General features: G+C 61.4%; 19 protein-coding genes. 11 read left to right on the top strand and 8 right to left on the bottom strand.

Features of this window, described 5'->3' with window-relative positions:
- Entirely contained in the window at positions 1-951 is a 951-nt protein-coding gene (locus tag RCO27_RS13430; RefSeq protein ID WP_309003174.1) for a hypothetical protein, read from the bottom strand.
- Positions 952-1,183: 232 nt separating this feature from the next.
- Here RCO27_RS13430 and asnB point away from each other — a divergent pair, with 232 nt between their 5' ends.
- Genes asnB through RCO27_RS13410 form a run of 4 tightly spaced genes read left to right on the top strand, consistent with a single transcriptional unit; the run spans position 1,184 to position 6,455 of the window.
- Positions 1,184-3,172, top strand: coding sequence for an asparagine synthase (glutamine-hydrolyzing) (asnB, locus tag RCO27_RS13425; RefSeq protein ID WP_309003173.1), 1,989 nt, complete (start codon positions 1,184-1,186; stop codon positions 3,170-3,172).
- Positions 3,173-3,217: 45 nt separating this feature from the next.
- The gene (locus tag RCO27_RS13420) at positions 3,218-4,081 is read left to right on the top strand and encodes a methyltransferase domain-containing protein (RefSeq protein ID WP_309003172.1); all 864 of its coding nucleotides are present in this window, start codon (positions 3,218-3,220) and stop codon (positions 4,079-4,081) included.
- Positions 4,078-5,292, top strand: coding sequence for a glycosyltransferase family 4 protein (locus RCO27_RS13415; RefSeq protein WP_309003171.1), 1,215 nt, complete (start codon positions 4,078-4,080; stop codon positions 5,290-5,292). Before RCO27_RS13420 ends, RCO27_RS13415 begins: the two co-directional genes overlap by 4 nt.
- 26 nt (positions 5,293-5,318) lie before the next feature.
- Positions 5,319-6,455, top strand: a complete 1,137-nt coding sequence (locus RCO27_RS13410) for a glycosyltransferase (RefSeq protein ID WP_309003170.1) — start codon at positions 5,319-5,321, stop codon at positions 6,453-6,455.
- A gap of 16 nt (positions 6,456-6,471) precedes the next feature.
- Here the strand turns inward: RCO27_RS13410 and RCO27_RS13405 are convergent, their stop codons facing one another.
- Positions 6,472-7,701, bottom strand: a complete 1,230-nt coding sequence (locus RCO27_RS13405) for a hypothetical protein (protein ID WP_309003169.1) — start codon at positions 7,699-7,701, stop codon at positions 6,472-6,474.
- Between the two features lie 286 nt (positions 7,702-7,987).
- On the opposite strand from RCO27_RS13405, the gene RCO27_RS13400 reads away from it, so the two are divergent.
- Entirely contained in the window at positions 7,988-8,617 is a 630-nt protein-coding gene (locus RCO27_RS13400; protein WP_309003168.1) for a class I SAM-dependent methyltransferase, read from the top strand.
- A gap of 135 nt (positions 8,618-8,752) precedes the next feature.
- Here the strand turns inward: RCO27_RS13400 and RCO27_RS13395 are convergent, their stop codons facing one another.
- The 3 genes from RCO27_RS13395 to gmd all read right to left on the bottom strand — a co-directional run bounded on the left by RCO27_RS13395 (position 8,753) and on the right by gmd (position 11,916).
- On the bottom strand, positions 8,753-9,838 hold the full coding sequence (locus RCO27_RS13395) for a glycosyltransferase (protein WP_309003167.1): 1,086 nt from the start codon (positions 9,836-9,838) through the stop codon (positions 8,753-8,755).
- 76 nt (positions 9,839-9,914) lie between these two features.
- Entirely contained in the window at positions 9,915-10,847 is a 933-nt protein-coding gene (locus tag RCO27_RS13390) for a GDP-L-fucose synthase (protein WP_309003166.1), read from the bottom strand.
- A gap of 1 nt (position 10,848) precedes the next feature.
- The gene (gene gmd / locus RCO27_RS13385; protein WP_309003165.1) at positions 10,849-11,916 is read right to left on the bottom strand and encodes a GDP-mannose 4,6-dehydratase; all 1,068 of its coding nucleotides are present in this window, start codon (positions 11,914-11,916) and stop codon (positions 10,849-10,851) included.
- Between the two features lie 240 nt (positions 11,917-12,156).
- Here gmd and RCO27_RS13380 point away from each other — a divergent pair, with 240 nt between their 5' ends.
- The 3 genes from RCO27_RS13380 (at position 12,157) to RCO27_RS13370 (ending at position 15,812) form a co-directional block, all read left to right on the top strand.
- Positions 12,157-13,089: an SDR family oxidoreductase gene (locus tag RCO27_RS13380; protein ID WP_309003164.1), complete on the top strand. Its 933-nt coding sequence runs from the start codon at positions 12,157-12,159 to the stop codon at positions 13,087-13,089.
- Between the two features lie 37 nt (positions 13,090-13,126).
- Positions 13,127-13,708, top strand: a complete 582-nt coding sequence (locus tag RCO27_RS13375; RefSeq protein WP_309003163.1) for a sugar transferase — start codon at positions 13,127-13,129, stop codon at positions 13,706-13,708.
- A gap of 160 nt (positions 13,709-13,868) precedes the next feature.
- Positions 13,869-15,812 (top strand): nucleoside-diphosphate sugar epimerase/dehydratase, encoded by a 1,944-nt coding sequence (locus RCO27_RS13370; protein WP_309003162.1) that lies wholly within the window; start codon positions 13,869-13,871, stop codon positions 15,810-15,812.
- 16 nt (positions 15,813-15,828) lie between these two features.
- Here the strand turns inward: RCO27_RS13370 and RCO27_RS13365 are convergent, their stop codons facing one another.
- Both RCO27_RS13365 and RCO27_RS13360 read right to left on the bottom strand, forming a co-directional pair.
- On the bottom strand, positions 15,829-16,827 hold the full coding sequence (locus RCO27_RS13365) for an NAD-dependent epimerase/dehydratase family protein (RefSeq protein ID WP_309003161.1): 999 nt from the start codon (positions 16,825-16,827) through the stop codon (positions 15,829-15,831).
- 149 nt (positions 16,828-16,976) lie between these two features.
- Positions 16,977-17,225 carry a hypothetical protein gene (locus RCO27_RS13360; RefSeq protein ID WP_309003160.1) on the bottom strand — a complete coding sequence of 83 codons (249 nt, stop codon included), beginning with the start codon at positions 17,223-17,225 and terminating at the stop codon, positions 16,977-16,979.
- Between the two features lie 235 nt (positions 17,226-17,460).
- On the opposite strand from RCO27_RS13360, the gene RCO27_RS13355 reads away from it, so the two are divergent.
- The gene (locus RCO27_RS13355) at positions 17,461-18,483 is read left to right on the top strand and encodes a M48 family metallopeptidase (protein WP_309003159.1); all 1,023 of its coding nucleotides are present in this window, start codon (positions 17,461-17,463) and stop codon (positions 18,481-18,483) included.
- Positions 18,484-18,504: 21 nt separating this feature from the next.
- Here RCO27_RS13355 and RCO27_RS13350 read toward each other — a convergent pair whose 3' ends face one another.
- Positions 18,505-19,266: a metallophosphoesterase family protein gene (locus tag RCO27_RS13350; RefSeq protein WP_309003158.1), complete on the bottom strand. Its 762-nt coding sequence runs from the start codon at positions 19,264-19,266 to the stop codon at positions 18,505-18,507.
- A gap of 418 nt (positions 19,267-19,684) precedes the next feature.
- Between RCO27_RS13350 and RCO27_RS13345 the strand changes: the two genes are divergently transcribed.
- The gene (locus RCO27_RS13345; protein ID WP_309003157.1) at positions 19,685-20,152 is read left to right on the top strand and encodes a hypothetical protein; all 468 of its coding nucleotides are present in this window, start codon (positions 19,685-19,687) and stop codon (positions 20,150-20,152) included.
- A gap of 293 nt (positions 20,153-20,445) precedes the next feature.
- Positions 20,446-22,098: a ShlB/FhaC/HecB family hemolysin secretion/activation protein gene (locus RCO27_RS13340; RefSeq protein ID WP_309003156.1), complete on the top strand. Its 1,653-nt coding sequence runs from the start codon at positions 20,446-20,448 to the stop codon at positions 22,096-22,098.
- Positions 22,099-22,194: the final 96 nt, after the last annotated feature.

Raw genomic sequence — 22,194 nt, 5'->3', positions numbered from 1 at the left:
TCAGCTGAGCCAATAGACGAAATAGAGGCCGCTGAAGCCGATGAACTGGCCGATGAACAGAACGCGATATCGCGGATCGATCTGGAAGCACATCACCGCCAGCGCAGGGATCGCGATCGAAACGAGCCGGGCACCGTAGACGCCGACAATGGCGGAGAACAGCGCGGCGGCTGCCCCGAACCCGTAGAAGAAACCTTCGAACGAGATGCGGCGATCGCTTCGAAGCAGAAGATAGGTGACGAAGAAGCTCGCCCAGCCGATCGCGAGGAAGATGCCGGAACTATATTCCAGAAACTGATAGGCGCGCTGGTCGCCTATGGTCGACAGCGCCGCCTCCCGGAACACGGTCGGGACAAGCGCAAGGGCCGATATGACGAGCACCGTTAACGCGGAGTTGGAGAGGGCCGCATCCGCGGAACGCGTGTCGCGCAGGAAATGGAATACAAGATAAATCAATGAAAACAGCACAAAAGAGGTATGTATGGCACTCGCTGCGAGAAGGAGCGCCAGCTTAAACGGAAGACCTTTCACGTTGACGGCCGTCCAGAACAGCCCTGCGGCCAGCCCAGAACGTATCTGGCCCAGAGCTATCTCGATGAATGCAGGGTTGAAAAAGAAGAGCAGGTACCACGGAGCTTGTGCACGGAGTACGACATAGAGGCTCGTTAAAAATACAATGACGATAGATACAAAAGTGAAGGTGTCGTCGATGTCTCCGATCAAAGCATACATGAAGTCGAATAAATAGACCCACAGTCCTTCGTTTAGAACGAAATCAATCGGCTCGCGATCCAGGGTCGTGAATAAATACCATCCGCTTTGAAAACCGACTCGGTAGTTATCGAGATCGGGAAATCCGAAAGGATTGATCCGCGGCCAGCCGACAAGAATGAAGAGGGCGGTGAACGCCGCTGCGGCTAGTGTCGGCAGGATAATGGATCGTCGAAGCATACGAGCTCAGCGCTGTCCGGACTGACGGAAGCCGCGATCGCGGGCCGTCGACAAGGTGAAAGCGGACGCATAGCATGGCTCGATCGCCGCCGCCAAGCTGCCCGCCCGACCTGCAAGCTGGGGCTTCCACAGACTGTCGGCGCCAGCTATTGGCGGCAGTCCCGGAAAGGTCGAGCCCGCATTCTGTTATGACCAGCACCATTCTTCCGCCGATCAGGACATCGAAGCTACCATGTGCGGCATAGCGGGCTTCCTGCAGGAGGGCCCGCCTGAGCGGGACGCCCGGTCGACGCTGCGACGGATGACGGATGCACTGGCACATCGGGGGCCTGACGATGGCGATCTTTGGCTCGACGAGAATGTCGGCGTTGCCCTTGGGCATCGACGCCTGTCGATCATCGATCTTTCGGTGGCGGGCCGACAGCCGATGCAATCTGCGTCCGGTCGTTACGTCACGGTCTACAATGGTGAAATCTACAATTATCGCGATCTGAGGGCTGAACTCGAATCCTGTGGCGCAGCGCCCAAGTGGCGGGGCCATTCCGACACCGAAGTCATGCTGGCAGCGATAGAGCATTGGGGTGTAGTCGGTGCGCTCGAACGCCTCAATGGCATGTTCGCCATCGCGATCTGGGACAGGTTGCGGCGGGTCTTGATCTTGGCGCGCGACCGCCTCGGCGAGAAGCCGCTCTACTACGGCCGGATGGAGCGCAGCTTCCTGTTCGGGTCGGAATTGAAGGCGCTGACAGCCCACCCTGCTTTTCGGGGCGACATTGACCGCGGAGCACTCACGCTGCTCCTGCGCTACAGCTATATTCCGGCCCCGTTCAGCATCTGGCGCGGTATTGCGAAGCTTCCGCCAGCCCACTTCATCGAGATCGGCGACGGCGGGCGAAGCGTCGGCGAACCGACTGCATATTGGGGCGCGCGGGCGATTGTGGAAGCCGGCGCCGCTGCGCCGCTCGCGGACGGTCCCGAGCTGGTGGACAGGCTCGAATCGTTGCTCAAGGACGCGGTTCTGCGGCGCATGGAGGCCGACGTGCCGCTCGGTGCATTCCTTTCCGGCGGGATCGACTCATCGACTATCGTGGCGCTAATGCAGGCGCAATCGTCGCGTCCGGTCCGCACCTTCACGATCGGCTTCCATGAGGAAGGCTACAACGAAGCCGCCCATGCAAAGGTGGTGGCTGGACATCTGGGCACCGAACATACCGAGCTTCAAGTCACGTCAGACGATGCGCTTGCCGTAATACCCCGCCTTTCGCAGATCTGGGACGAGCCTTTCGCCGATCCGTCTCAGATACCCACTTATCTGGTTTCAGCGCTCACCCGACAGCATGTGACCGTCAGCTTGTCGGGCGATGCGGGGGATGAGCTGTTTGCAGGCTACTATCGCTATTTCATGGGCATGCGTATCTGGAATCGCATGTCCAAGGTCCCCCTCGGCGTCCGGCAAATGCTGGCCGGAGCGCTTGCCGCGCCAGCAACCGGCAAGCTGGCCGGCGCGGTCGCGGGCCTGGTGCCGCGTTACCGCACTCTCAATCTCGCGGACCGCTTGCCCAAGGTTGGCGAGGTCCTTGCCGAACGCTCGCCGGAATCCTTCTACAAGCGACTGACCTCCCTCTTCAAGGATCCGGAACAGCTCGTCCTAGGAGCGACGGAGCCGCCGGCCACTTTCGGCGCTGATCCACTGCTCGCCGATTTTTGCCAATCCATGATGTACAAGGACATGTTGACCTATTTGCCGGACGATATTCTGGTGAAGGTCGATCGCGCCAGCATGGCCGTCGGCCTCGAGAGTCGCGCGCCGTTCCTCGATCATCGTGTCGTTGAATTGTCCGCGCAAATCCCGCTCTCGGCAAAAGTGCGTGGAGGAATAGGCAAGCACATTCTTCGCGAAGTGCTCTATCGATACGTTCCAAAGCCTTTGGTCGACCGCCCGAAAATGGGTTTTGGCGTACCCATCGACGAATGGCTGCGTGGTCCGTTGCGAGAGTGGGGCGAGGAGCTGCTTGACGAGCAGCGCCTGCGCACGGAGGGCTTTTTTGATCCCGTGCCGATACGGCGTCTCTGGGAGGAGCATGTCTCCGGACGCCGGCGCTGGCACTACTATCTGTGGATCGTCCTCATGTTCCAATCCTGGCTACAGGACAATCGTGCGAGGGCGGACGCCCTGCCCCTAGGTGGCCAGAAGCCTGAACCGCATGCTTATGCGCTATGACAGAAATAGCCGGCGCGCCCAACGTCCGATTATGATCGGCGCACAATGAACTGGCGACTGAAAATCCTGGCCAAGATCGTGCTGTCGAGATTGCCGATCGGATATCGGACTTTCTACAAGTTCGGCCTGTTTCGACATGGCGACATGAATCGAGCTGAATACGCTTACCAGGTTGTCATGGGTCACGCCCGCCAATTGGGCGCGGACCGCTTTCGGGATGCGGTCTGCCTGGAGCTCGGGCCTGGTGACTCGCTAGCTTCCGCACTCATCGCAAACGCTCTTGGCGCCCGAAAGACCTATCTGGTCGATGCCGGCGCGTTCGCAGAGCATGACATTGTGGCCTATCGTGAGATCGCGGAGCAGCTGCGCGCCTTTGGCCTTGCAGTGGCAGATCTTTCGGAGATCGCGACGATCGAAGAAATGCTTCAGCGGATCGGAGCCGACTATCTGACCGACGGACTCGCATCGCTGCGCACCATTCCGAGCGGATCGGTCGACCTGGTCTGGTCTCAGGCTGTACTCGAACATGTGCGTCTGGCGGAGGTCGAGCCGTCATTCCAGGAGTTGCGGCGGATCTGCGCGCGCGATGCTCGCCTTTCCCATCGAATCGATTTCATGGACCATCTGGGCGGATCACTGAACAACCTGCGCTTTACCCAGCGCGTCTGGGAGTCGGACTTCATGGCAAGCTCCGGTTTCTATACGAACCGGATCCGCAGTGCGGAAATGCAGCGGGCGATGATCGACGCTGGTTTCGATCTTCTCGAAGTGTCGGCAGGCAAATGGGATCGCTTGCCGATCGCACGCAGCGCGATGGCGATGCCGTACAGCGACCTTCCCGAAGACGACTTGCTGACCAAATACATTGACGTGCTCGTTGTGCCCGCGCGAAGCGAGGTATCGGCATGACGCAGGAGGCCGGGGCGTTCTGCTCCTCGGCGGAACCGACCGGATCAATCGCAATCATTACGAACAATGCCTACTCATTGGCGAATTTCCGAGGACCGCTGATCTCTGACATGGTGAAACAGGGCCTGCGGGTTTATGCGCTCGCTCCCGATTTTGATGACAAGACCCGGACACGCGCGCGCGAACTTGGCGCGGAGCCAGTGGACTACACTCTCGAGCGCGCGTCGATACGGCCCTTTCGCGACATCCGTGATGCGGTCCGTCTCGCGTTCCTGCTGCGCCGGCTGAAGCCGGACATAGTTCTGTCCTATTTCATCAAGCCTGTCATTTACGGCAGCCTCGCCGCCTGGGCGGCACGAGTGAAGCGAAGATACGCGCTGGTCGCAGGCCTCGGCTACGTGTTTGCGCCCCATCAGGGACGCCTCAAGCGGAAGATGTTGCAGGTGTTCGTTTCGCGCTTCTACGCGCTGGCATTTCGGACCTGTCACCGAATCTTCTTCCAGAATGCGGAGGATGTCGCGCATTTTGTCGATGTAGGGTTGCTGCCGATGGACAAGGCCGTGCGTCTCAATGGCACCGGCGTCGATCTGAAGCGGTTTGCGTGCGCTCCCGCCGTACCTCAGCCTGTGCGATTTCTTCTTATGGCCCGTCTACTGCGCGAAAAGGGCATCGAAGAATTCGTCGAGGCCGGGCGCCTCGTTCGTCAATCCCATCCGGAGGCTGAATTCGTCCTGCTAGGAGGGTTCGATCCCAATCCTGGTGGTCTTTCGGAAGCCGAGGTGCGCGGGTGGGCGGCAGAAGGCGCGGTGCGCTGGCTCGGTCATGTCGATGACGTGATGCCAGAGATCCGTGCGAGCAGCGTTTATGTCCTGCCTTCCTATTACCGCGAAGGTGTTCCGCGCAGCACGCAGGAAGCGATGGCCATGGGGCGACCTGTGATCACCACAGACTGGATCGGGTGCCGGGACACCGTGCAGGACGGCATCAACGGCTTTTTGGTTCCCATCCGGGATATTCCCGCGCTCGCGGCCGCGATGACGCGTTTCGTCGACGACCCCTCGCTGATTGAACGCATGGGACTGGAAAGCCGCAAGCTGGCAGAAGCTCGTTTCGACGCTGCGGAAATCAATGCCGAAATGCTGCGCGTGATGGGAATCGCCAGAATGCTGCCTTCCGCAGAGAGGGAGGGGAATGACTTCCTTGGGCTCTGAGCCGTGGATTAAAGGTCTCGCCTGAAATGGTGGTCCTACACATCATCACCGACCTCACCAAGGGCGGCGCCGAACTGAAAATGGCGCGACTGATCGCGGCGCACCGCGACCGATCCGACTATGTGCACAAGGTCATCTCGCTGCGGACGGTTGGACCGGTTGGCGTACATCTCTTGTCGCTGGGGGTCGATGTCGAAGCGCTCGGAATGCAGCGTTGGCTCCGCGTGCCGGTTGCGATCGTCCAGTTGCGCAACCGGATCCGAGTCATCGATCCCGACGTGGTGCAGACGTGGATGTATCATGCCGACTTCTTCGGCGGCCTCGCGGCGCGCTGGGCCGGGAAGCGCGCAATCATATGGGGCGTGCGCCTCGCGGATCTCGGGCCCAGCCTCGGCATCTCGCGCCTGACGACCGGGATACGCCATCTGTGTGCTCGAATTTCAGGTATCGTTCCGGCACGAATCGCCTATGTGGCCGAAGCCGCGCGCCAGATTCACGAGCGCCTTGGCTACGATCCCGAGAAGTCGGTTGTCATCCACAATGGCTATGCCGTTCACGAAAACGAGAAGATCCAGGCCTGGCGCCGTCAGCGCCGCGCCGAACTGGGAATCTTGCCCGAAACCATCCTTATCGGCACCGCCGGGCGCTTTTCTCCACAGAAAAACTTTCATGGCTTCGTCGATGCAGCGGGAGCTCTCGCACGGCGTCATCCGAACCTCCACTTCCTGCTCGCCGGCAGGGGGCTTGTCCGCGAGAACGAGGAGCTGGCGGCCTGGATTGCGCGAGCGGGTGTCGGCGACCGGCTCACTCTTCTCGGCGAGCGGGACGACCTGATCGAATGGCAGGCCGCCATGGACATCTTCGCGCTCTTCTCGAACGGGGAGGGCATGCCGAACGTCGTGGCCGAGGCGATGAGCGTGGGCATTCCATGCGTCGTCACCGATGTCGGCGATGCAGCCCTTCTGGTAGGGAATACTGGTGTGGTGATCCAGCCGCGCGACGGCGATGCACTTGTTGCCGCCCTCGAGCGGCTGGCGTTTGCGGGCGCGGAGCGTCGCCGGCTCGCCGCCGAAGCCAGAGCGCGCGTGCTCGCCGAATTCTCGATGAACGCAGCTGTAGCGCGCTACGAGAGTCTCTATAAGGACGTTGTTCGTGTGAACTGACCGGCATCGGCTCCCTTCAGCCCCGGCGGAACCGGAAACCGGGTGCCGCGATGCGGTCCGGTTCAGCCCCGGATGTTCCGGGCGCAATCATTATCTCCGCCGGCGCGACGGGGTTCGCATGCGAGAAAATGGCCGGCGCCCGTCCGGGCCGCAGGATGCCCGCGATCCGGATGCGTCGCCAGATATTCCGGGTGCGGCCAGTTTCCTCACGGTCGGCAGGAGTCAGCGTACGCAGCGCGACCCGGTGGGAATTGTTCGGATCGGTCGTGCCTGGCGCGATCGTGATCCGCAGATCGATGTCCTCGATGATCGACGGCGATCCCGCAGGATCATGCTGATGCTCGAGCGTGACGCAGGATCCGCCGGACGCAAGCGTGCCACTGAATTCGGCGTGAAGGCGGATGCGCGAGGTGGTTGGGCCATAGCATTTGATGAGTATCGCAGTTTCCGCCGCAGGTCCGTAGCCCGCGCCCTGATGATGCACCCGAATGTCGAGGCTGTGGTTACGGACACCATAGGGGAAGTAGGATCGTCCGCTGTTATGGGTGCTAAAGCCGCCGCTCACATCATCGCCCTGATTGAGGCACGCAAGTCCGTAGAACACGCGCGTCGCGCGGCAATTGGGCATGATGCGGACACCGCGCACGCGTGGGCCACCCGGCCGGCCTTGCAGCTGAATGAAACTGACGAGACGCTCCCCGGCTACATTGTCGAGCGTGATGTCGACGGAGTCACGCTGCCCCGCATCAACGACGATGAACTTGGCTCCGGTGTCGGAGGTGTCGCGAAAGCCGGTGTCGACCGCGCTCAGGTTTTCGATCCGGAGATTCCGATAGTGAGCAAGATAGAAGAGGTTGTAGGTGACTTCACCACGGGTCTGGATGACGAGGGTGGCGCCATTGCCGGCCAAAGTCGCATCCTGCATCCAGAACAGTTGGAACACATGGTCGGTGGTCGCCTGGATTCCGAGATTGTAGCGACGATTGGGTTCCAGGTGGAGGGTGCCACCATGTTCAACCCAGGCCTGGAAGGCATTCGCTAGAACTTGACGATCGCTCAGGCCGCGGCGCCGGAAGTCGGCCACATAGAGAGCGCCAGCCTGGCGATCCGCCTGCGCGATTGTGGTGGCCGCGCCGCGGCAACTTGAGGCCAGCAAGAGAGCCGGCGCGGCCAGCACCGTCGCCAGAAAGCTGCGGCGAGCGATCGCCGCAATATCGTGCGGCAGGGTTTTTCGATACATGTCCATCCGAAACGGTGTCCTGTCCTTCATACCGGTTATGGTCAGCGAGTCCGAATCAAAGCCAGAACTTCGACATGCCCGTGTCACGACTCCGATCAGTCACGCGCCCCTGTTCAGAATCGTCTCCTGAATGAGCAGTGTCCGGACAGGCCTCTCCTCGACAAGCCGATACCGTCCTTCGACCGGATACCGCAGGTTGCAGGGGGAGCGGCTGTCCGGCTAGAAGGCCCGTATGACATCGGTCACCACACCAATCGCGTCCCAGGCAGAAAGTGGCCCGGTGCCAGGGCCCATGAGTCTCGACATCGCGCAATGGTCACAGCAGCTCCATATCTCGAATTTCGCCAATGCCTACGCAGAATTTCGGGACGTGGCCAGTCTCGGAAACGTGTCCCGTATTCTGGTGATCGGCCCCGGCCAGGGTCTCGATTGCGCCGTCTTCAGATGGCGTGGATATCAAGTGACCACGCTTGACATCGACGACCGGCTGAATCCCGATTTCATCGGAAGCGCTCACGATTTGTCCATGTTCGAAGACAAGTCGTTCGATGTCGTGATCGCGTCACACGTTCTGGAACATCTACCGCCCGCCTATCTCGATCGCGCAATCGCCGAGCTGGCCAGAGTCGCGCATCATGCCCTGGTCTATTTGCCCGTGGGCGGCAGGATCATGAGATTCAGGGTCATGCCTGGCTTGCTTGGATGGGACTGGACCATCGCCATGCACCTGTGCAACCCATTTTACCGGCCCGATCCCGGCAAGCCGCGCTTCTGCGAGGGGGAGCACTATTGGGAGATCGGCCGCCCAGGCTATTCCCGGCGCAAGGTCGCGGCCCGCTTCGAACCTCATTTCCGGATCAGATCGATGTACTGGAACCCGGACTGGATCATGAGTTTCAATTTCGTGCTGTCGGCCCGCTAGAGCGCGATCATCTTAAGCTGCGTCGTCATTGCGAGCGCAGCGAAGCAATCCAGTGCGGCCTTCGAGTCAGGCTGGTTTGCTTCGTCGCTTCGCTCCTCGCAATGACGAGATGTTTCAGGCTAAGCTGATCATGCTCTAGCGGACAGCTGGCTGGGCCGTCTCCGTTCGAGACGAGGATGCCGCGATCGCCTGGCCGAGCAGATCGAGAAGCTCGTGAAGGCGGGTGCGGATACGGTGGCTGGCCAGAACGCGCCGATAGCCGTTGCGCGCGATGCGCTCGCGTTCCTCTCCATTGTCGAGATAGTAACGGACCTTGTCGATCAGCTCATCCGTCGACGAATAACCCACCACCTCTTCGCCGACGCGATAATAGTCCGCTAAATACTCGTCGCCATCGCAAATCTGCATTACACCATTTGCGGGCAGGTCGAACAAGCGATAGTTCCCGATGGTGTACTTTCCCCGGTTATGCACGTTGATGCCAATCTTGGCCCGTTGATAGAGCGTAACATATTCCTCGAACGGGATGGGGCGAACCCAGCCGGGGAAGCCGTATTTCAGGTTGAAGTAGGCATTCGCCTTGAAGTTGCTGAGGCCGCGGAGCATCGCGCGACGGCCGAAAGCCTTCTTGATTCCCGCCAGCACGGGCATCTTGTTCAGGAACATTCCGCCCACGAAGATAATATCGATGTCGCGATCCCGATCAAAGAGTTCCGTCTCGCTTCTTTCGGGGTGGAACATCTCATCGAACGCTGCCAGCGGCCAGAAATCCGCGCGCTTTGCACCGACATACGCAAGCTTCTCGGCCATGTTGAGTTCGGGGCTGTAGGCCGGGCTATGATAGACGACATGATCATAGCCGTGGCAGTAAGCAAAGTCCCGATCGTAGGCGGAGATCGGACCATCCGTCGTGCGCATCACCTTGTAGACGCCAAGCCTCCTCAGGAATTCAGGATGATAGGGCAGCGCGTTGTCGACGACGAGACAATCGGCACCTGTTTCCGCGATCAGTTTTTCGACATGATCGTACAGTGCCATGAGGCTTGCATCCCTGGCAAAGTAGAGATTGTCCAGGAGCTGGGCCCGCATCGCCCGGCCACAGTCGAAGTATCGGCCGTGATTGAACGGGATGATCTCATCGTCGCCGCGACGACAGGCGAGTTCGCGGAGCCAATATTGTTCCTCGAAACCCTTCTTGTTGAACGAGTAGATAACGCGCAAGATCAGCCACTCCAGTCGGCGGTGAGACATCGCTCCGCTCGCTCAGGGCGTCGCGATGTTGCCTCTCATGCCTAGACTAGAACATTCCAGTCAACAGATCGGCATAGGTTCGCCGAATTCCTTCGCGAAGAGGGATGCGCGCGGTCCATCCCAGGGTTTCCAGCTTCGACACGTCGAGCAATTTGCGCGGGGTCCCGTCGGGCTTTCCGAGATCATGTTCTATCCGAGGCTCCACGCCGACGACCTCGCAAACCAGGTGCGCAAGGTCGGCAATGGAGATGTCCGCTCCCGTCCCGACATTCACATGACCCGCTTCCGAATAGTTCTTCATCAGAAACACGCACGCGTCGGCGCAGTCGTCCGCGTGCAAGAACTCGCGGCGTGGCTTGCCGGTACCCCAAAGCACGAAGCTTTCCGCCCTTCCGGTCTTGAGCATGTGGGCCTTGCGGATCATCGCCGGCAAGACGTGGCTGGTATGCGTATCGTAGTTGTCGCCCGGGCCGTAGAGATTGGTCGGCATCACCGAAATGAAGTCGGCGCCATATTGGCTGCGATAGGCCTGGGCGAGCTTGATGCCGGCGATCTTGGCGACTGCATAAGCTTCGTTCGTGGGTTCCAGCGCGCCGGTCAGCAGCGCGTCCTCGGTTATCGGTTGGCGCGCGAGCTTTGGGTAGATGCAGCTCGATCCAAGAAAAAGCAGCTTTTCCGATCCGACCACATGGGCGGCATGGACGAGGTTGGTCGCGATGAGAAGATTGTCGTAAAGGAACTCGGCTGGATAGGTCTGGTTGGAGAGGATGCCGCCGACCTTTGCGGCCGCGACGAAAATCAGATCGGGCTTCTCCCGGCGTATCCATCTGGTTACCTTGGCGCCGTCGCGCAGATCCAGTCCGGCCCGGTCGATGGTGATCACTTCGCAATTCTCGCTGGCGAGCCGGCGGAGGATGGCGCTGCCGACCATGCCGCGATGACCCGCGACAAACACGCGTTTGCCAGCGACATCGGTCATTTCAGTCGCCTTGGGACATAGGGGCGGATTCCATCACCCGCAAATCCGCGCGCACCATCTCCCGCACCAGTTCGCGGACGCTGGTCTCGTGACGCCAGCCGAGCTTCTGAAAGGCCTTGCCTGGATCCCCCAGCAACAGCTCGACTTCAGTCGGCCGGAAATAGCGCGGATCGATTTCAACCAGGCAACGACCTGTCTTGGCATCAAACCCTCTTTCGTCAACGCCGGCGCCCTGCCATTCGATCTCGATCCCGGCGTTTTCGAATGCCCATTCGGCGAACTGGCGAACCGAGGTCGTGACGCCGGTGGCAAGGACATAATCGTCCGGCTGGTCCTGCTGGAGCATCATCCACATGCCGCGGGCATATTCCCGAGCATGGCCCCAGTCGCGCTTCGCGTCCAGATTGCCCAGGAAGAGCTTGTCCTGCCGGCCGAGAGCGATGGCTGCAGCGGCGCGGGTAATCTTGCGGGTCACGAAAGTCTCGCCACGTATCGGGCTTTCGTGGTTGAACAAGATACCGTTCGAAGCGTGCATGCCGTATGCCTCGCGATAGTTGACCACCATCCAGTAGGCATAAAGCTTGGCGGCCGCATAAGGCGAACGCGGATAGAAGGGAGTGGTCTCGCGCTGCGGCACCTCCTGGACGAGCCCGTAGAGTTCCGACGTTGATGCCTGATAGAAACGGCACTTGTCGTCAAGGCGCAGGATACGGATCGCCTCAAGCAGGCGCAGCGTCCCGAGCGCGTCTGCATTTGCGGTATATTCAGGTGTTTCGAAACTCACCTTCACATGGGACTGCGCTGCAAGATTGTAGATCTCGTCCGGCTGCACCTCCTGGATGATGCGGATGAGGTTGGTCGAATCCGTCATGTCACCATAGTGTAGGTGAAAGCGGGCGCCCTCGACATGCGGGTCTTCGTATAGATGCTCGATTCGACCGGTGTTGAACGAGGAAGAGCGCCGCTTTACGCCATGGACGACATAGCCCTTGCGGAGCAGGAACTCGGAAAGATATGCGCCATCCTGACCGGTTACGCCAGTGATCAGGGCAGTGGGGGCTTTGTCCAAGAGGTCTTCCTTCGCAGTCCGGCGAGAGCCGATAGCGCGCATTTGTCGCGAAGCCCAGCGACTTGAGGAGATTCCCGAGCATGTCGTGTCCGATCGTCCGGGCAAGGAAAGCGGGCGTTGCGCGATTGTCTCTTGCGCGAACGACCAGTACGACGATTCGGCAGCGATCGGCGCCTCTCAGCAGATTGGTATCGGGGAGGATTTCGAACCAAAGGTGGAAATGATGGGTGGCTCGCAACTATGAAAATCGGCGTTGTGGGGGCGAGCGGGTTCGTTGGCCGCGCCGTGTGCGAGCGGCTCGCGGCCGAAAGCAGGAGCGTCGTCCCGATCGTGCGGAGCGCCGCTGGCCTTTTCAATGAACGTGTCTCGGGGGATATTCACGGCGCCACTAACTGGACAGGCCTCCTCGACGGGATCGATGTGCTCGTCCATGCCGCTGCTCGTGTACATGTGATGCGAGAGCGACCTGATCATGCGCTCGAGGCCTTTCGCACGATCAACTGCGACGGAACCGTCAACCTGGCACGCCGGGCGGCAGAACAAGGCGTTCGGCGGTTCGTCTTCATCAGCACGATCAAGGTCAATGGCGAGGCAACGTCGCCCGGGCGACCGTTCCAAGCGGACGATCCGCCGCAGCCTATTGCCCCCTATGCGGTGAGCAAGTTCGAGGCCGAATGTGCGCTCCGGGATGTTGCGGCAGCGTCATTGATGGAGGTCGTGACCATCAGGCCGCCGCTTGTCTACGGGCGCGCCGCGCGCGGCAACTTTCAGTCGATGGTCCGCTGGGTGCGGCGGGGGGTGCCGCTCCCTCTGGGGCGAATTGACAACAATGCGCGCAGCATGGTGTCCATCGACAATCTCGTGGACCTCATAATCACATGCATCGACCATCCCAAAGCAGCGGGAGAGACATTCCTGGTGAGCGACGGGGAAGACGTGTCGACAGCGAGCCTCCTGCGCCGTCTCGGTCGCGTGACGGGCAAGGCACCACGCTTGTTACCGGTCCCCGGCATTCTTCTGCGCGCAGCGGCAGGGTTGATCGGGCGCTCGGTTGAGGCCGACCGGTTGCTGGGGAATCTCCAGATCGATATCGAGAAGACGCGAACCCGTCTCGGGTGGCAACCACCAGTCTCGCTGGATGAGGGCCTGCGGCGAGCTGTGATTTCTGCCTGATCGCAACTGTGTTGTCGACGGGATCGGGGCACTCCACGTGAAAGAAAAGCAGCCACTTATGAAGCGATTAATTGACCTCGGCGTGGTCATCCCCCTCGCGGTCGTTGCGGTGCCTCTTTGCGTTCTGCTGTGCATCCTGATTCGTGCCGAAAGCCCGGGCAGCCCGCTCTTCGTGCAGTGGCGAGTGGGCCGGCATCGTCGTCCGTTCCGAATCCTGAAATTGCGCACCATGGCGGCGGATACAGCTCACGTCCCGTCGCACGAAGTCGAAAGCCTCAAAATCACGCGCCTCGGGGCGATTCTGAGGCAACTGAAGCTGGACGAGTTGCCGCAGCTGTGGAACGTGCTGGCCGGGACAATGAGTCTCGTGGGCCCACGCCCCTGTCTCCCTACGCAGAACGAGCTTGTCGAAGCGCGGGAGAGGCGGGGTCTGTTCGAGTTTCTCCCGGGGGTGACTGGGCCGGCGCAGCTGCTGAACGTGGACATGTCGGAGCCTGTGCGCCTGGCCGAAGTGGAAATAGAGTACTTCGCGCGCGCCACTCCGATCACCGATCTGGGGATCGTATTTCGTACTTTTCTGGGTCGTGGCAGGGGGGACGCCGCGCTGCGGGGGCGCTAGCGAGTTCGCAGCGTGGGCCGACGGAATTTCGCTGGGGTAGGTTTCTTTCCAGTCCCAATTCATCATATTAGTGGCCCGAGGGGAAGGTTTCCCAGGATTCTCCTTCGAATCTATCGAGTTAAATAATAGGCCGGAAGGCACGGCGATAATGTTTGAGCGTATGATCGAGCCCGTTCTTGGCCTTCCCCGCTTGGTGAAGAAAGCGATTGCGCTCGCGCTTGACGCAGGGCTCTGTGTCCTGACCGTCTGGCTCGCATTCTGGTTGCGGCTTGGCGAATGGATTTCATTGTCGGGTTACGGATGGCCTGCCGCGCTCGGTTCGGTGATCATCGCCCTCCCGATATTCGTCGCGTTCGGTCTCTATCGTGCGGTGTTTCGCTATGCGAGCTGGGACGCCCTGACCTCGATCATCCAGGCGGTCTTTGTCTATGGCGTCATTTATGCCGCGGTTTTCACGGCCTTTGCCGTGCCGGGTGTCCCCAGAACAGTGGGCGTCATACAACCGATCCTTCTTCTGCTGGCATTGGCAGGCGCGCGGGCCGCGGTCCGCTATTGGCTCGGCGGACGCTATCGGCGGCATTTCCGCCAGAGTGTCTCGAAGAACGTATTGATTTACGGCGCGGGAACCGCGGGCCGGCAGCTCGCGGACGCGATCTCGGATTCTTTGGATACGCGTCTGGTCGGCTTCATTGACGACAATCAAGACCTGCGAGGGAGCGTGATCCGCAAGGTCGGCGTCTATGGCCCGGGCCAAATTGAGGAAGTGGTCGATCGATTCGACGTCGAAGAAATCTTCCTTGCCATTCCTTCGGCGCGACAGACCCGGCGAAACGAGATCCTGGACGCGATCCGACCGACGGGAGTTGGTGTCCGCACGCTTCCCGGCCTGCTCGATATCGCCCAAGGCAAGGTTGCTGTCAGCCAGTTGCGGCCATTGGACATCGAGGATTTGCTCGGGCGCGATCCGGTGGCGCCGGATACGCGATTGGTGGAAAGGAACACGGCCGGGAAGGTCGTGCTAGTGACCGGCGCAGGGGGCTCTATCGGGAGCGAACTTTGTCGTCAGATTCTTTCGGCCCGACCCAGAATGCTGCTGGTCGCCGACATGAGCGAGTACGCGCTTTACGCCATCCATAAGGAACTGCTCGGCAAGCGAGAGGGGACTCCCGGATGCAAGACTGAAATCGTTCCGCTTCTCGCCTCGGTCTGCGACGAGGAGCGGATGCGGCGAATCTTCTCGGCATGGCGGCCGGAAACCATCTATCACGCCGCCGCTTACAAACATGTGCCGCTGGTCGAACACAATCTCGTCGAAGGTGTGCGCAACAACGTTGTCGGCACAAGGACGTGTGCGCTCCTCGCCCAGGAGTTCCAGGCCGAGAGCTTCGTCCTGATCAGCACAGACAAGGCGGTTCGACCCACCAATGTCATGGGCGCCAGCAAAAGGCTGGCGGAGATGCAGCTTCAAGCGCTTGCCGAGCGTCGGCCTCAAACCTGCTTTTCGATGGTGCGGTTCGGCAACGTCCTTGGGTCCAGCGGCTCTGTGGTTCCGGCCTTTCGGCAGCAGATCAGCCTGGGTGGGCCGGTAACGGTAACGCATCCGGAGATCACCCGCTACTTCATGACCATTCCAGAGGCCGCGCAACTGGTGTTACAAGCCGGTGCCATGGCGCGTGGCGGCGATGTCTTTGTTTTGGATATGGGCCAACCTGTTAAGATCGTCGATCTGGCGAAACGAATGATCGAGCTTTCCGGCCTCAAGCCCTTCTTCGAAGGCAGTCGCGAGGGGGACGTCGAGATCATATTTTCCGGATTGCGACCTGGCGAGAAGCTCTACGAGGAATTGCTGATTGGCGGCAATCCAGCGGCGACGAGCCATCCGAGGATAATGGTGGCTGATGAGAGCTTTCTGCCTCATGCGGAGCTGACGCAAAAGCTCGCAGGGCTGTTCGCGGCGCTAGGCCGACAGGATGTCGAAAGTGTAAGGCGAATGCTGATGGCGCTGGTTCCGGAATTTTCTCCCAGCTCGCACCTCATGGATCTGGTCCACACAGAAGAGGCGAAATCCGGGCTCCGCATGAATTTGGGACAGGCGATCCCGTGACCGGTGCCGGGCGCGCTCAGCCCGCTGTGTAACTCCGATACCATTCCACGAAACGTGGGATGCCTTCCTCAATGCTCGTGGTAGGCGAGAAGTCGAGATCCCTGCTGAGCGCCTCGATGTCGGCGAACGTTTCTGGAACGTCGCCGGGTTGCATGGGCAGCATCTCAAGTATCGCCTTGCGACCGCAGGTCTCCTCCAGCAGCGCGATCATGTGCATGAGGTCTTCGGGGCGATTGTTACCGATATTATAGATGCGATGAGGCGAAACGCTTCCGCCCGGCTTGAGGCTGCCGTCGTCCCTTGAAGGCGTGTCGAGGCAGGCCAGAATGCCCGTCACGATGTCGTCGATATATGTGAAGTCACGCCGCATATTGCCATAGTTGAACACTTGGATCGGCTCGCTCGCGAGGATCTTCCGGGTGAAGATCCACATCGCCATGTCGGGCCGTCCCCAAGGGCCATAAACCGTGAAGAAGCGAAGGCCAGTCTGCGGAAGCCGGTAAAGGTGGGCGTAGGTTTCACTGATCAGTTCGTCGGACTTCTTGGTTGCCGCATAAAGAGAAACTGGCTGATCAACACGGTCATCGACACGAAACGGCAGCGTCTTGTTGTTTCCATAGACCGAAGACGACGAGGCGTAGACGAAATTTGCGGTTTTGCGATGGCGCGCGACTTCGAGCAGATTGAGGTGCCCGACCAGATTGGATTGAATATATGCGCGCGGATTATCGATCGAATAACGCACCCCTGCCTGTGCGCCCAAGTGAATGATATGATCGAAATCATGCGGCGCGAGTGCGGCCTCCAAGGCGACGTGGTCCGAAAAATCCACGCGTTCAAAGAGAAAGTTACCGGAATTCAGCCGGTTCAGCTCAGCGATGCGCCGCTGTTTGAGATTGGGATCGTAATAATCGTTGATCGAATCGATACCAAGGACGCTGTCACCGCGTGCCATCAGGCTTCGACTGACATGGAAGCCGATGAAGCCCGCTGCACCGGTCACAAGAATGGTCATGGGCCCTCCTTAGAGACACGCACGCAGTGTAAGGCGGTACCGGACACCCGAGCATATGCCATAGATCGAGGCGATGGTGACCGAGATGATTGAAGGTGAAAAAAATAGCGGCCCTAAGGCCGCTATTTTCGTTGACTCTCGCGTATCGCCTACGGGCTGGTCGGCGCGTCGTCACCATCGTCCACAATAACGATGATGCCCGCGACAACCGCAAGCACCGCGAGCAGCGGAATGAACCAGCCGCCGGCCGCCGCATTCGCCGAATCCATGTCCGCGCCAGCAGGAGCTGGCTGCGCAGCCGCGACCGAGAGCGAGGAGGCAGAGGTCTGCGCCAGGACTGGCGTGCTGGCCATCGAGACCGCAAGCATCGCCGCCAAAGATGCCTTCTTGAAACTCATTTCGAACTCCCTGTTGAGCTGGCAGAGGGTGAACTGCCACACTGCCCCTAATATGACAACCCTGAATCTGCTTAGGTCTCCCTTTGCCCACCCGGTGTTGCCCGACTGCACGAGCCAGCCGCGCGAATCGCCCGCAATGGCCGGCAATAACGCTGATGCGATCCCTCGACGAAAGTGGTTAAGACAGCGCTAATTTAGAAAGTCGGAGCTTGATGCCCGATATTACGAGGACAGCTTGACTGAATCCATCCTGACGAAAGTCGCGGTCGTATCGTTGCTTTGCCTGTCGGGCTGGACGGGTGCGGCACAAGGGGCGCCGACGGCCGAACGCCCATTCGCGGCTCTTCAGTCGCTCGATGGGCAGGTGGCGACGATTGGACATCGACTTGCAGTTGCGAATCTCGACTTCTGTCGAGAGCAGGTGTGGCGTCCGGGTTTCGTTCTACATGATCTTGGCCAATATGGTCCGGACGATCGGGCAGCGGCGGCGCGGCATTTCGGTCTCGACGCCGGTCCGGCCGTTCTCGCGCTCGCCACGGGCGGTCCGGCAGAGCGCGCCGGCCTCAGAATCGAAGACATCGTTCTTCGGGTCGATGGTCTCGATACCGCATCCGGCGCGTTGCCGCCGCGCGCCTCATTCGATCGCATGGAGCGGACGCTCGACATGCTCGATCAGGCTTTTGCCGACGGGGCGGCAACACTCGAGATCCGCCGAAGCGGCTCAGCCGTAACGATCACGATCCAGGGGGAACGCGGCTGCGCCACCCATTTCCAGGTGGTTCCTTCGGAGCGGCTGAACGCCCTCGCCGACGGACGCTATGTTCAGCTCACCACGGCCATCGGCGCCTATGCGACCAATGACCAGGAGCTGGCCGCCGTTATCGCGCACGAGTTCGCGCACAACATCCTCCATCATCGTGCCCGGCTTGATGCGACGGGTGTCGCCCGTGGCTTCTTCGGCAATTTCGGCCGCAATGCCCGGCTTATTCGCGAAACGGAGATCGAGGCCGATCGCCTCAGCATCTACCTGCTCGACCGCGCCGGCTATGACGTCGATGCCGCGGTGCGTTTCTGGGAACGCTTCGGCCGCCGCGGGCTCAATTTCCTCGGTAGCCCGACCCATGGGAGCTGGCGGACGCGGATAGCCGCACTCCGGGAAGAGGCGGAAAGAGTCCGGCAAGCCCGAGCGCGGGGCGGGCTGGCGGTTCCAAGCTTTCTCCCTGTGGCCATACCGTCACAGGATGGTCCGCCATTCTGATCTTGGCCGACGCACGCCGACTTACGTCGAAAGGAACCAGCGCTCGGCCCCTTCAAGCCCGATCGCGCTCAGCCGACCGGTCTCATAGGCGCCGGTGTCGATCCCGACCCGATTCGCCCGGACGTCGATTTCCTGGGTGATGCTGTGGCCGTGGACAACGAATTTGCCGAAATCGTCTCGGTGCTGGAGAAAGTCGTCGCGAATCCAGCGTAGGTCGCTCGGTCGTTGCTCGGCCAGATCGACGCCCGGGCGCACACCCGCATGAACGAAAAGATAGTCGCCCGCCTCAACCGATTCCTCGAAGCTCGAGAGGAAGGTGACATGCTCAGCGGGGACGCGCGCTTGGAGCACCGCGGCGAGCGCTTCGAAGTCGAGCTCGCGATATTCCTGTTCGCTGACCCCGTAGCTCATCACCGTTGCGCGCCCGCCGATCCGCAGCAGGAACTTCAGCGACTTGGGGTCGCCACCGATTGCACGCAGGAACACTTCCTCATGGTTGCCCATCAGGAAGCGGGTGGCGATGGGGCCGCGTTTATAGTCGATCAGCCGATCGACGACGCCGCGCGAATCGGGGCCGCGGTCGACGAGGTCACCGAGGAAGACCACCAACACGTCGCGGGGATCGCGCGCCATGTTGTCCGCCTCGATCTTGGCGAGCAATTCATCGAGCAGATCCAGCCGACCGTGAATGTCGCCGACCGCGTAGACGCGGCGGCCATCGGGCACGCGATAGGCGCGCGTTCGGCGGTTGGCGACGAAATTAAGCAGGCGTTGGACAGGCATATCTTTGGAAAGGGCTGGAATCCGAGATGGACAAGCGCCATAGGCGTCGGAACAGCGCTGATCAACGCCGGCCGCCGTTGATGGTTGCGCGATCTGGGTCTCAACGGCCCTTGATCAGCTCCGGATCGGCAATTATCGAGCTCAGGATCGTCGTATCAAAAGAGCGGGAACGGAGCGTTGAGCGAAGAATGGTTTTGGGCGATCGTCCTGTGCGCATGGCTTGTTCTGGTTTTTGGCGCCTTCGAGGCAGCCGGTGCGCTGCGCCGGCGTAAGCTGAAGGCGATCGCGCAACGCTCCAAACGGCGTTAGGTCGGACAGGGTGCCCTTTTTGCGGCTGAGGCGTCCAGCCGGGCATCAGCACACCCTTCTTTCCATCCTTCGACTCTGCCTGGCAGCGCTCCTGCTGCTGGGCTTTATCGTGCCCGCCCAGGCCGCGGTCGAGATCGCGTTCTATTCGCGCGAGCTGGGCGGCAACAACTTTCCCCATGCCTTCATCGTTCTGCGCGGCACCGTCGATGCGACGGGCGAGCGCGTGGAGGCGAGCTACGGCTTCACCGCCAAGACGATCACCCCCGCAATCCTGTTCGGCTCGGTCGTCGGCGAGGTGATCGTCGAAGGACCGCACCAGATCGCGCGCAGCGACCGGCAGTTCGCGCTCACCCTGAGCGACGCTCAATATCGGCGGGTGATGGCAGTGGTGCAGGAATGGCGCGACCGGCGACAGCCTTCCTACAATATGAACCGGCGCAACTGCGTGCATTTCGTTGGCGCGCTCGCCGAGGCGGTTGGGCTCCGCGTCGACTATGCCGACCGATTGATGAAGCGCCCCCGCTCCTTCCTGATCCACGTCCGGGGCCTCAATCCGCAGCTCGGGAGCGGCGGCTGAACGACTGATTCGCAACTGTTTCGATTCCGGGTTTGGCGCGCCCGCCCGATCTGCTATGCCTTCTCGCCTACAGACATAACGGATCGACCAAGGGGGGCTTGGGTATGGTCTTGCCGGCGGCAATGGACCGCAGTGTTGGGGCGAGCGCGGACGCGCGAAGCGGGGGGCGTTCGGCTCGCCTGATTCGCGCAGGTCTTGTCGCGGGTTATGCGGCAATGTTCGCAACAACTGCTTACGCCCAACAGCCCCCTCCCACTGTCACGCCTCCCACGCGTGAAGAAGTCGAGCGGCCGGTGGAGCCACGAACCGCGCCGGAGGGCGCCCGTCTCAGCGTGGAAGGCGAGATCCCCCGCGCACCCTGCGCGCTCGATCGGCCGGAATATGCGAGCATCCGGTTCACGCCGACCGGCGCGGTGTTCGAGGATCTGCGCGGGGTGCCGCCCGAGGCGCTGCGCCCCGCCTATGAACCCTATCTCGGCAGCGAGCAGCCGGTCTCGGTGGTGTGCGAAATCCGTGATCGCGCCGCGGCGCTCCTGCGCCAGGCCGGCTATGTCGCCGCGGTCGAGGTGCCCGAGCAGCGCATCGCCGACGGTACGATCCGTTTCCGCGTGCTTCAGGCCCGCCTCGTCGGCCTGCGCGTGCGCGGCGATGCCGGCCGGGCCGAACGGATCATCGCCGGCTATCTCGGCCGCCTGACCGAGCAGGAGGTGTTCAACCGCTACGAGGCGGAGCGCTATCTTCTCCTCGCCAGCGACCTGCCCGGCTACAATGTGCGCCTCGCCCTGCGCTCCGCCGGCACCGCCCGCGGCGAGGTGATCGGCGAAGTGACGGTGCTGCGTACCCGCGCCTCGGCCGATCTCACCATCCAGAATTACGGCTCGCGCCAGCTCGGCCGCTGGGGTGGGCTCGCCCGCGCCCAGCTCTTCGGCCTCACCGGCATGGGCGACCGCACCACCCTGTCCTTCTTCACCACCGCCGATTTCGACGAGCAGCAGACGCTGCAGGTCGCCCATGACTTCCGGCTGGGCGGCGAAGGGCTGACGATCGGCGGCCAGTTCACCTATGCCTGGGGCCATCCCGATCTCGGCGATCCGGCGATCGACATCCGCTCGCGCACCCTGCTCGCGACGCTCGAGGCGAGCTATCCGTTCGTGCGGCGCCAGGACCAGACCTTGCGCGGCACGCTCGGCTTCGACTTCATCAACCAGGACGTCGAGTTCAACGATCTCGATCTCAATCGCGACCGGCTGCGCGTCGCCTATGCGCGTCTCGATTACGATTGGGTCGGCTTCGATCCGGGCGATCTGCGCTATACCCTGATCGAGCCCAATTGGCGGATCGGCGCCAATGCGGAATTCCGCCAGGGTCTCAGCATCTTCGACGCGACCGAGCCGTGCGGGCAAGGCCTCGTCAACTGCCTGCTGCCCGGCGTCGTGCCGCCGAGCCGGCTCGAAGGTGACCCCACCGGCACCGTCCTGCGCGGCGGCGTCTATGCCGAGTACCGGCCGGTGCCGCGGGTGACCTTCGCGGTCGGGCTGCGCGGCCAATATAGCGGCGATCCGCTGCTCAGCTTCGAGGAATATTCCGGCGGCAACTACACGATCGGCCGCGGCTACGATCCCGGCTCGATCCTCGGCGACAGCGGCGTCGGCGTCCAGATCGAGCTGCGCATCGGCAGCATCATCCCGCGTGCCCGCGACGATCTCGCCGTCGAGCCGTTCGTGTTCTTCGATCATTCCCGCGTCTGGAACGAAGACGTGCTCGGCAACCCCGGCCGGCAGGAGCTGAGCTCGGTCGGCGGCGGCCTGCGCGCCGCCTATGGCGACAAGTTCCGCCTGGAAGCCTTCATCGCCGCCCCGCTCCAGCGCACCTTCCTGCAGGCGGAGCGCGGCGATCCGCGCTTCCTCGTCTCCTTCACCACGCGCCTGTGGCCATGGAGTTACTGATGATGGCTCCTCCTTCGCACTCCGTCTCTTCTCGCCGGCTTCGGATCGGCGAATGGCGTCGGCATCTGCTTGCTGGCTGCGCGCTCGGAACGACGC

The sequence above is a fragment of the Sphingosinicella sp. LHD-64 genome (assembly GCF_031157375.1).
In the GTDB taxonomy this organism is placed as follows: domain Bacteria; phylum Pseudomonadota; class Alphaproteobacteria; order Sphingomonadales; family Sphingomonadaceae; genus Allosphingosinicella.
The sequence above is the reverse complement of the archived record's forward strand: the minus strand, read 5'-3'. Positions and strand labels throughout refer to the sequence as shown.

Bases quoted from the DNA above. Each gene is read 5' to 3' on its own strand.
- RCO27_RS13430 (WP_309003174.1), bottom strand. From the start codon at position 951: ATGCTTCGACGATCCATTATCCTGCCGACACTAGCCGCAGCGGCGTTC.
- asnB (WP_309003173.1), top strand. From the start codon at position 1,184: ATGTGCGGCATAGCGGGCTTCCTGCAGGAGGGCCCGCCTGAGCGGGAC.
- RCO27_RS13420 (WP_309003172.1), top strand. From the start codon at position 3,218: ATGAACTGGCGACTGAAAATCCTGGCCAAGATCGTGCTGTCGAGATTG.
- RCO27_RS13415 (WP_309003171.1), top strand. From the start codon at position 4,078: ATGACGCAGGAGGCCGGGGCGTTCTGCTCCTCGGCGGAACCGACCGGA.
- RCO27_RS13410 (WP_309003170.1), top strand. From the start codon at position 5,319: ATGGTGGTCCTACACATCATCACCGACCTCACCAAGGGCGGCGCCGAA.
- RCO27_RS13405 (WP_309003169.1), bottom strand. From the start codon at position 7,701: ATGGACATGTATCGAAAAACCCTGCCGCACGATATTGCGGCGATCGCT.
- RCO27_RS13400 (WP_309003168.1), top strand. From the start codon at position 7,988: ATGAGTCTCGACATCGCGCAATGGTCACAGCAGCTCCATATCTCGAAT.
- RCO27_RS13390 (WP_309003166.1), bottom strand. From the start codon at position 10,847: ATGACCGATGTCGCTGGCAAACGCGTGTTTGTCGCGGGTCATCGCGGC.
- RCO27_RS13380 (WP_309003164.1), top strand. From the start codon at position 12,157: ATGAAAATCGGCGTTGTGGGGGCGAGCGGGTTCGTTGGCCGCGCCGTG.
- RCO27_RS13370 (WP_309003162.1), top strand. From the start codon at position 13,869: ATGATCGAGCCCGTTCTTGGCCTTCCCCGCTTGGTGAAGAAAGCGATT.
- RCO27_RS13365 (WP_309003161.1), bottom strand. From the start codon at position 16,827: ATGACCATTCTTGTGACCGGTGCAGCGGGCTTCATCGGCTTCCATGTC.
- RCO27_RS13360 (WP_309003160.1), bottom strand. From the start codon at position 17,225: ATGAGTTTCAAGAAGGCATCTTTGGCGGCGATGCTTGCGGTCTCGATG.
- RCO27_RS13350 (WP_309003158.1), bottom strand. From the start codon at position 19,266: ATGCCTGTCCAACGCCTGCTTAATTTCGTCGCCAACCGCCGAACGCGC.